12 protein-coding genes and 1 pseudogene are annotated in these 14,481 nt (G+C 71.0%); 4 read left to right on the plus strand and 9 right to left on the minus strand.

The window, feature by feature from the left end; genetic code table 11:
• Positions 1–90: 90 nt before the first annotated feature.
• Positions 91–1,737, minus strand: coding sequence for a hypothetical protein (locus AB0M63_RS06685; protein WP_366018640.1), 1,647 nt, complete (start codon positions 1,735–1,737; stop codon positions 91–93).
• 167 nt (positions 1,738–1,904) lie between these two features.
• Positions 1,905–2,156: a helix-turn-helix transcriptional regulator gene (locus AB0M63_RS06690; RefSeq protein WP_355906927.1), complete on the minus strand. Its 252-nt coding sequence runs from the start codon at positions 2,154–2,156 to the stop codon at positions 1,905–1,907.
• A gap of 32 nt (positions 2,157–2,188) precedes the next feature.
• Between AB0M63_RS06690 and map the strand changes: the two genes are divergently transcribed.
• Positions 2,189–2,959 (plus strand): type I methionyl aminopeptidase, encoded by a 771-nt coding sequence (map, locus tag AB0M63_RS06695; protein ID WP_355906930.1) that lies wholly within the window; start codon positions 2,189–2,191, stop codon positions 2,957–2,959.
• Between the two features lie 124 nt (positions 2,960–3,083).
• Positions 3,084–5,642 (plus strand): ATP-dependent Clp protease ATP-binding subunit, encoded by a 2,559-nt coding sequence (locus tag AB0M63_RS06700; protein WP_355906933.1) that lies wholly within the window; start codon positions 3,084–3,086, stop codon positions 5,640–5,642.
• Here the strand turns inward: AB0M63_RS06700 and ggt are convergent.
• Positions 5,626–7,425 (minus strand): gamma-glutamyltransferase, encoded by a 1,800-nt coding sequence (gene ggt, locus AB0M63_RS06705; RefSeq protein WP_366018641.1) that lies wholly within the window; start codon positions 7,423–7,425, stop codon positions 5,626–5,628. The two genes, AB0M63_RS06700 and ggt, sit on opposite strands and share 17 nt — an antisense overlap.
• Before the next feature lie 143 nt (positions 7,426–7,568).
• Between ggt and AB0M63_RS06710 the strand changes: the two genes are divergently transcribed.
• On the plus strand, positions 7,569–8,324 hold the full coding sequence (locus AB0M63_RS06710) for a hypothetical protein (protein ID WP_355906939.1): 756 nt from the start codon (positions 7,569–7,571) through the stop codon (positions 8,322–8,324).
• 116 nt (positions 8,325–8,440) lie between these two features.
• Complete coding sequence (locus AB0M63_RS06715) at positions 8,441–10,009, plus strand: CocE/NonD family hydrolase (protein ID WP_366018642.1); 1,569 nt, start codon at positions 8,441–8,443, stop codon at positions 10,007–10,009.
• Positions 10,010–10,046: 37 nt separating this feature from the next.
• On the opposite strand, the pseudogene AB0M63_RS06720 reads toward AB0M63_RS06715, so the two are convergent.
• The 6 genes and pseudogenes from AB0M63_RS06720 to pcaC all read right to left on the minus strand — a co-directional run.
• A pseudogene (locus AB0M63_RS06720) lies at positions 10,047–10,175 on the minus strand (amino acid ABC transporter permease); the annotation flags it as partial.
• Between the two features lie 69 nt (positions 10,176–10,244).
• Complete coding sequence (locus tag AB0M63_RS06725) at positions 10,245–10,988, minus strand: amino acid ABC transporter ATP-binding protein (RefSeq protein WP_355906945.1); 744 nt, start codon at positions 10,986–10,988, stop codon at positions 10,245–10,247.
• 112 nt (positions 10,989–11,100) lie between these two features.
• Positions 11,101–11,508 (minus strand): DUF6278 family protein, encoded by a 408-nt coding sequence (locus AB0M63_RS06730; protein WP_355906948.1) that lies wholly within the window; start codon positions 11,506–11,508, stop codon positions 11,101–11,103.
• A 57-nt stretch (positions 11,509–11,565) separates the two neighbouring features.
• Entirely contained in the window at positions 11,566–12,345 is a 780-nt protein-coding gene (locus tag AB0M63_RS06735) for an exodeoxyribonuclease III (protein ID WP_366018643.1), read from the minus strand.
• A gap of 30 nt (positions 12,346–12,375) precedes the next feature.
• Positions 12,376–13,011 (minus strand): MBL fold metallo-hydrolase, encoded by a 636-nt coding sequence (locus AB0M63_RS06740; RefSeq protein ID WP_355907419.1) that lies wholly within the window; start codon positions 13,009–13,011, stop codon positions 12,376–12,378.
• A gap of 102 nt (positions 13,012–13,113) precedes the next feature.
• A complete protein-coding gene (gene pcaC, locus AB0M63_RS06745) occupies positions 13,114–14,403 on the minus strand; it encodes a 4-carboxymuconolactone decarboxylase (protein ID WP_366018986.1) in 1,290 nt (429 codons plus the stop codon).
• Positions 14,404–14,481 lie beyond the last annotated feature (78 nt).

Below are 14,481 nucleotides of genomic sequence, written 5' to 3' on the forward strand. Positions count from 1 at the left end.
AAGCCTCTCCGGCAGCCTTGCCAAGACCATCGTCGTTAACCCGCGGAGTCGATCCTGTTTCACACTCCGGTGGGTGAGCCGCTGGGCCGGTCAGGCGGTGAAGCCCGCCACCCGGAGGGCGTGGACGAGGTCCCAGTGGCGCTCGTCCGAGACGCCCTGGGCGGCCTCCAGCAGGAGCGGGACGAGGTGCTGCGGGTCGGCGGCGACACTGCGGGCCGCTTCCTCGGGGGTGCGGACGCGGACGTAGGCGTCGAGCAGCTCGTTGATCTCACGGCGGCGGCCCTCGGCGGCCAGCGCGAGCACGGCCTCGCCTATCTCGCCCGCGGGGCGGGCCACGCCCTGCCGCAGGATCTGCTCGCCGTCGGCCGTCCGGCCCGCCGCGACCAGCGCGTCCGCCGCGCCGACCAGCCGGTCGGCGGGCAGCGAGGCGGCCTCCCACAGCAGCGTCGCCCAGTCCGCGCCGAGCCCGGCCCGCTGGAGTTCGGCCGCCAGCAGCGGGAAGCGCGCGGCGGGCCAGTGCGCGGCCTCGACGAGCAGCGCGTGCGCCTCGCCGCTACGACCCTCGCGGCGCAGCCCCACCAGCCGCCGCACGGCCTCGACGGTCGCCTGCCGCGCCTCCGCGTCCAACGCCTCCCGCTTCGGCTGCGACCGCTCGACCGGCCGGTCGGCTCCGGCGAAGCGGGCGCCACGCGGGGTGCGGCGGGCGACGGGCGCGGGAACCTCCGGTACGGCGGCGGGGGCGTCCGGGGCCGGGGTGGCTGCGGTGTCGTCCTCGGTCATCCCCGCGAAGCGGGCGCTGCCTCGGCGGCGCTTGCGTTGTTTGGGGGCGGGGGCCGGCTCCGCCGCGGGTTCCGGGGGGTCGGGGTTCTGGAGGGCGGGGGCGGTGTGGGCTCGGTCCGGGGCCTGGGGGTCCGTGAAGGCGTCGTAGGGGGAGCCTGCGGGGCCGGGATCTCCGTAGTCACCGCCCGCGGGCTCGACGTTCCCGTAGCCCCGGCGGGCGTCGAGGGCGCCGGGGTCACGGCGCATGGTCTCGGGGTCGCCGTATCCGCCCGCTCCGCTCCCCTGCCCAGGGCCGTACTCCGGTTCGCGCTGGCGGGGCAGTCGGCGCGGGGTCAGGTCCTGGTCGTACGGGGTGTTGGCGCCGGTCCCCGCTCTCTGGTCCGAGAAGCGATCGTCGACGCGGTGCACGTTGCCGTGGTGGTCGCGGTGGATGGCTTGGGCACCCCGGACGCGGTCGTCCAACTCCTCGATTCGACTGCGGAGTTCGGCACAGCGGGCGGTGGCGCGTTCGTGGTCGTCGTGGGCCCAGGCGAGGTCGAGGCGGAGGGCGTCGGCCTCCTCCTGGGTGGTGGCCGCGTTGAGCGACCGCCCCAGCTCCGACTGCCGTTCGGCCGCGTACCTCTGCTCGCGGAGCATCACGTCGAGCCGGTCGCCGAGGGCGTCCCTGCTGCCGGGCCGGGCGTCGAACGCGGTGAGCGCCGCCGCGTGCAGGGTGCGCGCCCGGTGCTTCTCCTGGGCCGCGACGCCGGGGCCGTACTCCGCCGCGAGGTCCTGGAGGAGGGCCTCCACCACGTCCCAGGGCGGTATCTCCCGCCCGCCGAGGCAGGCCTGCATGCCGTCGGGATCACGCTGCCAGAACACGCCGCACCAGCCGCCGCCCTGGTCCAGGCGCGCCAGGAGTCCGTCGAGGTAGTTCGCGAACTCCCGCACCTGTCCGGGGAGTTGATCCACAGCCATGCTCCAACTCCCGCCAGACCGGAATACTCCGGTCCGTAGAAAACACCATTTGTGTTACGACGCGGCTACGGAAGCTTTTCGAGCCGGGCGCAGAGATCTCGGAGCCTACGCCCCCCGACTGTGCGCCCGCCGGGTTCGCGGCGGATCCGGCGCCCACCCCGGCGGGTTCACGCCGCCAACGGCGCGCACCTGATCACGAGTTGGTCCATGGACAGGCCGAGTGCCTCCGCGAGGGCGGCGACGGTGAAGAAGGCGGGCGTCGGTGCCCGGCCCGTCTCAATCTTGCGGAGGGTTTCCGCGGAGATGCCCGCGTTCGCCGCCACCTCCGTCATGCTGCGGCCACCACGGGCCTCGCGGAGCAGCCGGCCGAGCCGTTCGCCGCGTTCACGTTCTTCGGGAGTGAGAGGGGTGCGCACCATGCCGTCATTCTAATACCGGTATAGTAATTGGCATGGTGGAACTCAAGACGAACACGTCTCTCGATGCGATGTACGAGGCGGGTCAGGTCGTGGCCCGCGCCCTCACGGCCGTGCGGGAGGCCGCCGACGTGGGCGTATCCCTGCTGGAACTGGACGAGTTGGCGCACGACGTGCTGCGCGCGGCGGGCGCGGGCTCGCCCTTCCTCGGCTATCGCCCCTCCTTCGCGCCCACCCCGTTCCCGGCGGTCGTCTGCGCCTCGGTGAACGACGCGATCGTGCACGGCATCCCGGACGGCTACCGCCTGCGCGACGGCGACCTGGTCTCGATCGACTTCGGCGCGCAACTGGGCGGCTGGGCCGGTGACTCGGCCATCAGCTTCATCGTCGGCAGGCCGCGCCCCGCCGACGTACGCCTGATCGAGACCGCCGAGCGCGCCCTGGAAGCGGGCATCGCGGCGGCCGTCGTGGGCAACCGCATCGGCGACATCGCCCACGCGATCGGCACGGTGTGCCGTACGGCCGGCTATGGCATCCCCCAGGGCTTCGGGGGCCACGGCATCGGCCGCCAGATGCACGAGGACCCCGCGGTCCCGAACGAGGGCCGCCCGGGCCGGGGCTTCCCCCTCCGCCACGGCATGGCCCTCGCCATCGAGCCGATGCTGATCGCCGGCGGAAAGGACGGCTACCACGAGGCCCCGGACGGCTGGACCCTCCGCACCAACGACGGCTCCAGGGCGGCCCACGTGGAACACACGGTGGCGATTACGGAGGCAGGACCCCGGGTCCTTACCGAGCGACGGTAAGCAGTCCCACTCAAGGGGCTCGGGGAACGGCGCGACCAGCCACAACCAGCCCGCGCTGACAAACACAGGGCAACCTCCCCAACCCGCACATGCCCCCTGCAAGGGTCCGTGCCATGGTGGAGTGATGACCACCGGCTATCCAGACCCGGAAAACGACCCCCTCGGAGACTTCCTGGCCCGCTTCCTCGCTGGAGGCACAGGCGCTCGCCCGCGTCATGTGGACATCGCCCGCCTGCTCAGCCAACCGGCCAGGGACCTCGTGCGGGGCGCCGCCCAGTACGCCGCCGAGCACGGCAGCCACGACCTGGACACCCAGCACCTGCTGCGCGCCGCCCTGTCCGCCGAACCGACCCGGGGCCTCCTCAGCCGCGCGGGCGCGGATCCCGATTCGCTGGCGGCGGAGATCGACCAGCGCGCGGGCCCGGCCCACACCCCGGAGGGCGAGCTGCCGCCGCCCACGGCGCTCAATCTCACCCCCGCCGTCAAACGCGCCCTCCTGGACGCGCACGACCTGGCCCGGGCCGGTGGCACCGGCTACATCGGCCCGGAGCACGTCCTCGGCGCGCTCGCCGCGAACCCGGACTCCGCCGCGGGTCACATCCTGAACGCAGCCCGGTTCGCCCCGACGGGCCTGCCGCCGGAGGCGCCGGACGGCGTCCAGCCCCGTACCGACCAGCCCCGCCCCACCGGCACCCCGACCCTCGACAAGTACAGCCGTGATCTGACGGACCTGGCCCGGCTCGGCCGGATCGACCCGGTGATCGGGCGCGACGAGGAGATCGAGCAGACCATCGAGGTGCTGTCGCGGCGCGGCAAGAACAACCCGGTGCTGATCGGCGACGCGGGTGTGGGCAAGACCGCGATCGTGGAGGGGCTCGCGCAGCGCATCACCGACGGCGATGTACCGGACGTGCTGACCGGCCGGCGGGTGGTCGCGCTGGATCTGACGGGCGTGGTCGCCGGCACCCGGTTCCGGGGCGACTTCGAGGAGCGGCTGACGAACATCGTCGGCGAGATCCGCGCGCACTCGGACCAACTGATCGTGTTCATCGACGAGTTGCACACCGTGGTCGGCGCGGGCGGTGGCGGCGAGGGCGGTTCGATGGACGCCGGCAACATCCTCAAACCGGCGCTGGCACGCGGTGAGTTGCACATCGTGGGCGCCACGACCCTGGAGGAGTTCCGCCGGATCGAGAAGGACGCGGCGCTGGCCCGCCGCTTCCAGCCGATCCTGGTGCCGGAACCGTCCGTCGCGGACACGATCGAGATCCTGCGCGGACTGCGCGACCGCTACGAGGCCCACCACCAGGTCCGGTACACCGATGAGGCGTTGGTGGCCGCGGTGGAGCTTTCGGACCGCTATCTCACCGACCGCAGGCTGCCGGACAAGGCGATCGACCTGATCGACCAGGCGGGTGCGCGCGTACGGCTGCGGGCGCGCACGAAGGGCACGGATGTACGGGCCCTGGAGCGCGAGGTGGAGCAGCTCGCCCGGGACAAGGATCAGGCGGCGGCCGACGAGGACTACGAGAAGGCCACGCAACTCCGGGACCGGATCGCCGAGTTGAAGGTGCGGCTGGGCGAGGCCGGGGGCGAGGACACGGGCGACGAGGGTCAGCACCTGGAGGTCACCGGTGAGGCGATCGCGGAGGTCGTGTCGCGGCAGACCGGTATCCCCGTGAGCAGCCTCACCGCGGAGGAGAAGGACCGGCTGCTCGGTCTTGAGGAGCATCTGCACCGGCGGGTCGTCGGGCAGGACGAGGCGGTCCGGGTCGTGTCGGACGCGGTGCTGCGCTCCCGCGCCGGGCTGGCGAGTCCGGACCGGCCGATCGGCAGCTTCCTCTTCCTCGGCCCGACCGGCGTCGGCAAGACGGAGCTGGCCCGGGCGCTCGCCGAGGCGCTGTTCGGCAGCGAGGACCGGATGGTCCGCCTCGACATGAGCGAGTACCAGGAACGGCACACGGTCAGCCGGCTCGTCGGCGCCCCGCCCGGCTATGTCGGCCACGAGGAAGCCGGTCAACTGACCGAGGTCGTGCGCCGCCACCCCTACTCGCTGCTGCTGCTCGACGAGGTCGAGAAGGCGCACCCGGACGTGTTCAACATCCTGCTCCAGGTCCTGGACGACGGCCGGTTGACCGACTCCCAGGGCCGCACGGTCGACTTCACCAACACGGTGATCGTGATGACCAGCAACCTCGGCTCCGAGGCGATCACCCGGCGCGGTGCCGGTATCGGCTTCGGTCCGGGCGGCGCCGACGCGGACGAGGAGGCGCGGCGCGAGCAGATCCTGCGCCCGCTGCGCGAGCACTTCCGCCCCGAGTTCCTCAACCGGATCGACGAGATCGTCGTCTTCCGTCAGCTCACCGCCGGGCAACTCCGGCAGATCACGGACCTGTTGCTGGAACGCACCCGCCGTCTCCTGCACGCGCAGGGCATCACGGTCGAGTTCACCGACCCGGCCGTCGACTGGCTGTCCCGGCAGGGCTTCCAGCCGGAGTACGGCGCCCGTCCGCTGCGCCGCACCATCCAGCGCGAGGTCGACAACCAGCTCTCCCGGCTGCTCCTGGACGGCCGGATCGCCGAGGGTGGCCGGGTGACGGTGGACGTGGCGGACGGGCGGCTCGCGTTCAGGACCGATCCGCGGCCGCCCGCCTCCGACCCACCGTCTACGGGGCAGGATTGACGACCGCCGCCGAGCCGCCGCCGCGCCGCACCTTTTCGGCGGCGGCCAACCACTCGCCGTTCGGCAGCCGTTGCACACCCGTCGCCGCGCCGATCTCCGGGTTCAGGGTGAAGGAGTGCCCGATGGCTTGGAGCTGGGTCTTCAAGTCGCTGTCATAGAGCGCAGGTTCGAGTTCCGTGGTGGCCGCGTTGCGCTGGCTGGCGCGCGGCGCCGCGATCGCGTCGACCAGCGGGAGACCTCGGTCGAGGAACTCGGTGAGGGTCTGCAGCACGGTCGTGATGATGGTCGCGCCACCGGGTGAACCGAGCGCCACGACCGGCTTGTTGTGCTGGTCGAGGACGATCGTCGGGGAGATCGAGGAGCGCGGGCGCTTGCCCGGGCCGGGCAGGTTCGGGTCGTGGATGGCCGGGTTGGCCGGGGTGAAGGAGAAGTCGGTCAGCTCGTTGTTGAGCAGGAAACCGCGGCCGGGCACGGTCATCGCGCTGCCGCCGGTCTGCTCGATGGTGAGCGTGTAGGAGACGACGTTGCCCCACTTGTCGGCGACCGTGAGGTGGGTGGTGTTCTCGCCCTCGTAGGTGGTCGGGGCGGCCGTACCGGTGGCGGTGCAGGCCGTCGGGTTCCGCGGGTCGGCGGGCGCCAGCGGGCTGGTGAGCACCGCGTCGTCCTTGATGAGGCAGGCGCGCGAGTCGGCGAACTTCTGCGAGAGGAGTTCCTTGGTCGGGACGTCCTCGAAGGCGGGGTCTCCGACCCAGCGCCCCCGGTCCGCGAACGCGATCCGGCTGGCCTCGATGTAGTGGTGCAGGTACTGGACCTCGCTTGCCTTCGAAAGGTCCGTCTTCTCCAGGATGTTGAGTGCCTCGCCGACCGTCGTGCCGCCGGAGGAGGAGGGCGCGATGGAGTAGACGCCGAGTCCGCGGTACGAGGTCTTCGTGGGCGCCTGGAGTTTGGCGCGGTAGGACGCGAGGTCCTTGGCGGACAGTTGGCCGGGGCGGGCGTTCCAGCCCGAACTTGCGTCCACCTTGGGGGTGTTGACCGTGGCGAGGATGTCCTTGCCGAGGTCTCCGTGGTAGATCGCGCCGGTCCCCTTCCTGCCCAGCTCCTTGTAGGTGGCGGCGAGTTCGGGGTTCTTGAAGGTGGAGCCGACGACCGGGAGCGCGCCGCCGGGCAGGAACAGCTTGGCGGTGTCGGGGAAGTAGCGGAAGCGGGTCTCGTTGGCCGCCGTCTGGCTGCGGAAGGTGTCGTCGACGGTGAAGCCGTCGCTCGCGATCCGCTCGGCGGGCTTGAGCACCGTGCCGAGCTTCTCGCTCCCCCACTGGTCGAGGGCGGTCTGCCAGGTGGCGGGCGTGCCCGGGGTGCCGACGCTGAGGCCGCTGCTGACGGCGTCGGCGAAGGCGAGCGCCTTGCCGTTCTCCACGAAGAGGTTGGAGTCTGCGGTCAGCGGGGCTCTCTCGCGGCCGTCGATGGTGTGCACCGTACGGGACTTGGCGTCGTAGTAGACGAAGTAGCCGCCTCCGCCGACGCCGGAGGAGTAGGGCTCGGTGACGCCGAGCGCGGCGGCGGTGGCGACGGCCGCGTCGACCGCGTTGCCGCCCTTCTTCAGGACCTCGATGCCGGCCGCGGTGGCGTCCGCGTCGACGCTCGCGACCGCGCCGCCGTAGCCGACGGCGACCGGAACCTTCGTCGGGGTGTTGCTCGTGGCGGCCGGTGGGGCCGCGGCCCCGACCGACACCACGGCCGCCGAGACCGCCAGGACCGACAGTTTCCGTGCCACAGGGCGACGCATCCGTACCTCCAGTCCAGAACCGTCCGCGCAGCGTACCCACCTGGCACGGACCCCGACAGACCGCTTCCGGTCGCCGCCACACGAACGCCACACGTCGAACACCGGTACGTACCAGCCGTGCGGGGCCGCTAACATGCGCGCCCATGAATGACGACGTGCGCAACATCGTTCTGGGCGTGGCCGCCGCCGGCATCAGCGCCGCGCTCGGCTGGCTGGCCCGCACCTATCTGTGGAAGCGCAAACTCCGGCGCAAGCAGGCGTTCTTCGGTCTGCCCGACAACTCCGAGTCGCTGCTCGTGGTGAACCGTGAGGCGGGCGGCCCCGAACTCACGGTGATGCGGCACGACGTGTTCGCGCTGCTCGAACTCGCCGCCCTGATCAAGGACTGCAACGCGCACGCCCAGGTGGTCGCGCACGACGCGGCCCAGCAGGGCTTTGGCGAGCGCACCGAGTTCTGCGTGGGCGGCCCGGCCTCCAACCGGCGGATGACCGCGCACCTGGCGTCCCTGCTCCCCGGCATCCGCGTCAACGTCGACCCCGAACCGGGACCCGACCGGGGCGCCTTCCAAATAGGCAGTGAGCGCTACCGACTTGAGCCGGGCAGGGGCGAGTACGTGCTCCTCGCCCGGCTCACCGCCGGTCAACTGGGCGGCGCACGGCCGGTGTTCCTCTTCTGCGGCCAGCGCGCGATCACCAACCAGGCGGCGACCCGCTATCTCGCCCGCAACCACGAGAAGCTGGCGCGCAAACACGGCGGCAACACCTTCGTCCTGCTGCTGAAGGTGGTCAACTCGCAGGCGTACGGCCCCGATGTGGTGGAGCTGGTGGCCGACGTGACCCGGGCGGCGGAAACGCCCCTGCCTGCACCGGCTCCGCGCAGTTCGCACCGGGCCTCCTGAGTTCGCGCACGCGTCAAAGATCGTTACTGGCACGTAACTTACCGACGGGTTACCTGGAGTAAGCGACTGCGGTTACCGTCAGGTCACTTTGCATTGACACGTGTGGGGAGTGACCCGTGGGAAACAGTCGCAAGGCCCTGCGTACGACCGCCGTGGGCGCCGTCTCCGCGACCCTGGTCGCCGGAGGCGTCTTCGGGCTCGCCCCCGCCGCCCAGGCCGCCACGAACGGCGTGCGCTTCGTCGACATCGCCGGCGACGGCGGTACGAAGCTCGCGGCCAACGTCGTCACGCCCGCGGAGGCCGACGGCTCGCATCGCTACCCGCTGCTGGTCATGCCCACGGCCTGGGGCTTCCCCCAGGTCCAATACCTCGCCCAGGCACAGAAGTTGGCCGACTCGGGCTATGTCGTGGTGGCCTACAACGTCCGCGGCTTCTGGCAGTCCGGCGGCTCGATCGAGGTGGCGGGCCCGCCCGACGTGGCCGACGCCTCCAAGGTGATCGACTGGGCGCTCGCCAACACCCCCTCCGACGCTGGGCACATCGGCATGGCGGGGGTGTCGTACGGCGCGGGCATCAGTCTCCTCGCCGCCGCACACGACAAGCGGATCAAGGCGGTTGCCTCGCTCAGCGGCTGGGCCGACCTGATCGACTCCATCTACTCGGGCCGTACCGAACACTCCCAGGCGACCGCCCTGCTGAACGGCGTCGGCCTCGTCACCGGGCGTCCGAGCGCGGAGACCAGCCAGGTCTTCAAGGACTTCTTCGCCTCCGACCTGTCCAAGGAACAGGAACTGATCGACTGGGGAAAGAAGCGCTCCCCCGAGACCTACGTCGACCAGATCAACAAGAACGGCGCGGCGATCATGCTCGCCAACGCCTGGGGCGACACGATCTTCCCGCCCAACCAGATCGCCGACTTCTACGGCGAGCTGACCGGCCCCAAGCGGCTCGAACTCCGCCCCGGCGACCATGCCACCCCCGAGCTGACCGGTATGTTCGGGCTGCCCAACGACGTGTGGACGGACACCGAGCGCTGGTTCGACCACTACCTCAAGGGTGACGACAACGGCATCGACCGGGAGCAGCCGGTGGAGCTCAAGTCCCGTTCCACGGGCGGCTACGAGGGCTACCCGGACTGGAAGTCGGTCGGCGCGACGCGGAAGAAGATCGACCTCGCGGGCACGACCACCATCCACACAAACGTCGACTCCGGAGCCGACGGCGGGATCGTCTTCCTGTCCAGCATCCTCGACCAGGTCGCCCAGGTGCCGCCGGTCGCGTCGATCCCGCTGCTGCCGCGGCGCTGGGCCGCCGTCTGGCGGTCGGGGACGTACGCGAGTGCCCAACAGGTGCGCGGCACCGTGAAGTTGCACACCACGGTCACCGACACCAAGGAGAGCGGCACCCTCGTCGCCTACCTCTACGACGTGGGCCCGCTCGGCCTCGGCAAGCTGGTCAGCAACGCGCCGTACACCTGGCACGGGCAGACGCCCGGCCGGCCGTTCGGTGTGGACCTGGAGTTGTTCTCCACGGCCTACGACGTCCCGGCAGGGCATCACCTCGCCCTGGTCGTCGACACGGTCGACCCGCTCTACATCGAGCACAACCCGACCGGCGCGCAGCTGACCTTCTCCTCGCCGGCGAACGACCCGTCGTACGTGTCGATCCCGCTGCGCGAGCAGTGATCTCCGGCTGCTGCCGGGCGGGCACGTGCCCTCTCTACTACTGCACCCGCGGCAGCAGCGTCCCTGGTTCGGCCGGGACCACGTCCACGGCCTCGGTCCCCACGGGGATGAACGGCAAATCGTAGTCGAGGTTCGACGCGATCAGCTTCCCGGTGTGGAGAAACTCCCGTACGGCCGCAGGGCCTGAAACGTCGTAAAGGGCGTTGGCGGTGGTCAATGGATCGCACTCCCCCGTTCAGTGCTTGAGGATCTTGGACAGGAAGTCCTTGGCCCGGTCGGTGCGCGGGTCGGTGAAGAACTCCTCGGGGGTGCGGTCCTCGATGACGCGGCCGTCGGCCATGAACACGACGCGGTTGGCGGCGGAGCGGGCGAAGCCCATCTCGTGGGTGACGACGACCATGGTCATGCCGTCGTGGGCGAGTTGGCGCATGACCTCAAGGACCTCGTTGATCATCTCCGGGTCGAGGGCCGAGGTCGGCTCGTCGAAGAGCAGTGCCTTGGGTTCCATGGCGAGGGCGCGGGCGATGGCCACGCGCTGCTGCTGGCCGCCGGAGAGCTGCGCGGGGAACTTGGGCGCCTGGTCGGCGAGGCCCACGCGGTCGAGGAGTTCGAGGGAGCGCCGGTCGGCTTCCTCGCGCTTGCGCTTACGAACCTTGATCTGGGCCAGCGAGACGTTCTGCAGGACCGTCTTGTGGGCGAACAGGTTGAAGGACTGGAAGACCATGCCGACCTCGGCGCGGAGCTTCGCGAGGGCCTTGCCCTCCTCGGGCAGCGGCCGGCCGTCGAGCTGGATCGTCCCTGACGCGATGGTCTCCAGCCGGTTGATCGCCCGGCACAGCGTCGATTTCCCCGACCCCGAAGGGCCGATGACCACGACCACCTCCCCCTTGCCGACGGTGAGGTTGATGTCCTGGAGGACATGCAGCTCCCCGTAGTACTTGTTGACGTCACGCAGTTCGATCAACGGATCGACGGCCATACCCAGCCCTACTCACTCTCAGCTGTGTCGTGGTTGCCGCAAACTATCCACACAAGAGCGGAGTTAAGGCACGACACGCACTTTTCGGGCATTAGCCGTATTTAACCTCCAGTTACTCCTCTGCGACCTCCGCGTAGAGCTGCGAAAGCTCGGGCACCCCGCTCGCGGCCCACTCATGGCCGGAGGCCACGACGTCGAACTCGCGCCCGGAGACGAGCCGTACGACGGGCTGCCCGTCCGACCGGATCTCCCAGGCCGCGCCCGGCACGGTCTGCACGATCACGGTCCCCAGATACAGCCCGGCGTCGTTGCCGAGCCAGGACAGGGTCTCCTCGTCGTCCCGCCAGCGCGGCACCAACTGGTCGAGCGCCGCCAACGAGTCGGCGGTGTCGTCGAGTTGGATGCCCTCCCGGGCCGCGAGGTCACGGAGCAGTTGGCACTCCGACAGCAACTCGGCGATGCCTTCGGGGTCGTGCGTACGGTGCTTCTCGCCCCGGTCGCCCAGGAAAGGGATATTCATCGCTCCAGGGTGTCATTCACACCGCCCCGCACACCACAGGGCGTCGCCGGTGGCGGGTCAGACGTCGAGGTCCACGACCACCGGTGCGTGGTCCGAGGCGCCCTTGCCCTTGCGCTCCTCGCGGTCGACGTAGGAGTCGGTGACGGCCTTCGCGAACGGCTCGTTGCCGTAGACGAGGTCGATGCGCATGCCTCGGTTCTTCGGGAAGGCGAGCTGGCGGTAGTCCCAGTACGTGTACGGGTGCTCGTACTTGAGGGGGCGCGGGACCACGTCCGTCAGGCCCGCTTCGCGCAGGGCGGTCAGGGCGGCGCGCTCGGCGGGGGTGACATGGGTGAGGCCCTCGAAGGCGGCCACGTCGAAGACGTCGTCGTCGGTCGGCGCCACGTTGTAGTCGCCCAGCACCGCGAAGGGGCGGCTGCCGTGGGCGTCGTCCGCGACGGCTGCCTTGAGGGCCTCGAACCACTGGAGCTTGTACGCGTAGTGCGGGTGCTCCACCTCGCGACCGTTGGGCACGTACACCGACCAGACGCGGACCGGGCCGCAGGTCGCCGAGATGGCGCGGGGCTCCTGGACGCCGTCGTAACCGGGGTCGCCCGGGAGGCCCTTGACCACCTCGTCGAGTCCTGCGCGGGAGATCACCGCCACGCCGTTCCACCGGCCGGTCGCGTTGACCGCCGCCTCGTAGCCCGCCGCGCGCAGCTCGTCGAACGGGAACTGCGCCTCGGCCAGCTTGGCCTCCTGGAGGCACAGCACGTCGGTACCGCTGCTCTCCAGCCAGGCCAGGAGCCTCGGCAGTCGGGCGGTGATCGAGTTCACGTTCCAGGTCGCGATGCGCATGCCTCACAACCTACCGGGCGGCTCTGACACTCACAGGACCGTGGCCTCGCCCGGTGCCAGCCGCAGGTGCTCCGCGCCGCCGAGCGCGCCGATCTGGTTGTCGTAGATCGGCCGGGCGAGGTCGGTGAGCAGGGCGTCGTGGATGTCGTAGGCGCGCTGCGGCTTGACCTCGCGGACGTAGTCGATGACCTCGGAGATCTTGCTCCAGGGGGCCATGACCGGGAGCATCAGCGTCTCCACGGCCTGGTCGGGGACGGTGAGGGCGTCGCCGGGGTGGAAGACGCGGCCGCCGTCGACGAGGTAGCCGACGTTGGTGATGCGCGGGATGTCCGGGTGGATCACGGCGTGCAGTTCGCCGTGCACCTGGACGTCGAAGCCCGCCGCCGTGAAGGTGTCGCCGTGGCCGACGGTGTGCACACGGCCGGGGAAGGCGGCGGAGAGCTGGTCCGCGACCGACTTCAGCGTCCAGATCTCGGCGGCCGGGTTGGCCTCCAGGCCGACGCGCAGCCGGTCCTCGTTGAAGTGGTCGAGGTGCTCGTGCGTGACGAGGATCGCGTCCGCGCCGATCGTGGCGTCCTCCTCGGTGAAGGTGCCCGGGTCGATGACGAGCGTCCGGCCGTCCTTCTCCAGACGGATGCAGGCGTGCGACTTCTTGGTGAGCTTCAGCGTCATGGGTCCATCCTGCCGCGCGGGACCCGCGGAGGGGCGGGTGAGGCTGGTGCTTTCGGTACCAGGCCGACGATCACTCGACGGGGTCACTCGGTGAGGTCACTCGGTGGGGGTGGTCTCCTCGCGGATGACCTGCTGGGCGACCTTGAACGCGCTGTTCGCCGCCGGCACCCCGCAGTACACGGCCGCCTGCATCAGCACCTCCTTGATCTCGGACGGGGTGAGGCCGTTGCGCAGCGCCGCCCGGGTGTGGAAGGCCAGCTCGTCCAGGTGGCCGCCCGCGACCAGCGCGGTGAGGGTGACACAGCTCCGCGAGCGCCGGTCGAGACCGGGCCGGTCCCAGATCTCGCCCCACGCGTAGCGGGTGATGAAGTCCTGGAAGTCCCCGGAGAACTCGTCGGCCTGCGCCAGCGCCCGGTCGACATGCGCGTCGCCGAGCACCTCACGGCGGACCTTGATCCCGGCGTCGTAGGGGTCCGGACGGCCCAGGCCCTGCGGCGGTACGGCGGGCGGCGGCGCGATCTCGGCGATGGGCGCGGCCTGCTGCGGCGCGGCGAGGACCGGCTTGACCGGGACCGCCGCGATGGCGATCTGCCCGGTGGAGTGGTCGTAGGCCGGCTGCCAGGCGGTGGAGAAGTGCCGGACCAGGAGGTCGGTGACGGCGGCGGGCTGCTCGACCGGGACCAGGTGCGAGGCGCCGGGTACGACCGCGAGCCGGGCGTCCGGGATGCCGGCGACCAGGGTGCGGGCCTCGGCGGGGCCGGTGACCTGGTCGTCCGAGCCGACCAGGACGAGGGTCGGCACGCCGATCCGGGCGAGTTCGGACCGCACGTCGAACGCGGCCAGCGCCTCGCACGCGGCGATGTAGCAGCCGGGGTCGGTGGTGCGCACCATCTGCACGGCCCACTCGGTGATCGCGGGCTGCGCGGCGGCGAAACCGCTGGTGAACCAGCGGTCGGGCGACATCCGGGCGATGGGGTCGAGGCCGTTGGTGCGCACGATCACCCCGCGCTGGCGGAACTCGTCCGCCGTGCCGAACCTGGGTGAGGTGGCGATCAGGCCCAGCGAGGCCACCCGCTCCGGGTGGCGCAGCGCCAGTTCGAGACCGACCGCGCCGCCGAGCGCGCAGCCCGCGTACCCGAAGCGCTGTACGCCGAGGGCGTCGAGCGTGGCCAGCAGCCGGTCGGCCAGGTCGGAGACCGAGCCGGTCGGATGCGCGGGCGAGCCGCCGTGGCCCGGCAGGTCGAAGCGGAAGACCCGCCACTGCTTCGCCAGCTCGGGCACCTGTCTGTCGAACATGTGCCACGTCGTCCCGAGCGACGGGCCCAGGATGAGAACCGGGGCGTCTTCGGGGCCGTCGAAGCGGTACTGGAGGGCGGGGGTGTTCATGTCGCTCACCGCTCCAACGTAACCGCCGTTTCTTACGACGCGGCTGTGGGGCCCCCGGTCTCCCCACCTGGCTCCCAC

This window comes from Streptomyces sp. NPDC051576, from assembly GCF_040681835.1.
GTDB lineage: Bacteria > Actinomycetota > Actinomycetes > Streptomycetales > Streptomycetaceae > Streptomyces.

Excerpts from the sequence above, each read along its gene's own strand:
- AB0M63_RS06700 (WP_355906933.1), top strand. The coding sequence starts at position 3,084 with ATGACCACCGGCTATCCAGACCCGGAAAACGACCCCCTCGGAGACTTC.
- AB0M63_RS06690 (WP_355906927.1), bottom strand. The coding sequence starts at position 2,156 with ATGGTGCGCACCCCTCTCACTCCCGAAGAACGTGAACGCGGCGAACGG.
- AB0M63_RS06685 (WP_366018640.1), bottom strand. The coding sequence starts at position 1,737 with ATGGCTGTGGATCAACTCCCCGGACAGGTGCGGGAGTTCGCGAACTAC.
- pcaC (WP_366018986.1), bottom strand. The coding sequence starts at position 14,403 with ATGAACACCCCCGCCCTCCAGTACCGCTTCGACGGCCCCGAAGACGCC.
- AB0M63_RS06735 (WP_366018643.1), bottom strand. The coding sequence starts at position 12,345 with ATGCGCATCGCGACCTGGAACGTGAACTCGATCACCGCCCGACTGCCG.
- map (WP_355906930.1), top strand. The coding sequence starts at position 2,189 with ATGGTGGAACTCAAGACGAACACGTCTCTCGATGCGATGTACGAGGCG.
- AB0M63_RS06725 (WP_355906945.1), bottom strand. The coding sequence starts at position 10,988 with ATGGCCGTCGATCCGTTGATCGAACTGCGTGACGTCAACAAGTACTAC.
- AB0M63_RS06710 (WP_355906939.1), top strand. The coding sequence starts at position 7,569 with ATGAATGACGACGTGCGCAACATCGTTCTGGGCGTGGCCGCCGCCGGC.
- AB0M63_RS06730 (WP_355906948.1), bottom strand. The coding sequence starts at position 11,508 with ATGAATATCCCTTTCCTGGGCGACCGGGGCGAGAAGCACCGTACGCAC.
- ggt (WP_366018641.1), bottom strand. The coding sequence starts at position 7,425 with ATGCGTCGCCCTGTGGCACGGAAACTGTCGGTCCTGGCGGTCTCGGCG.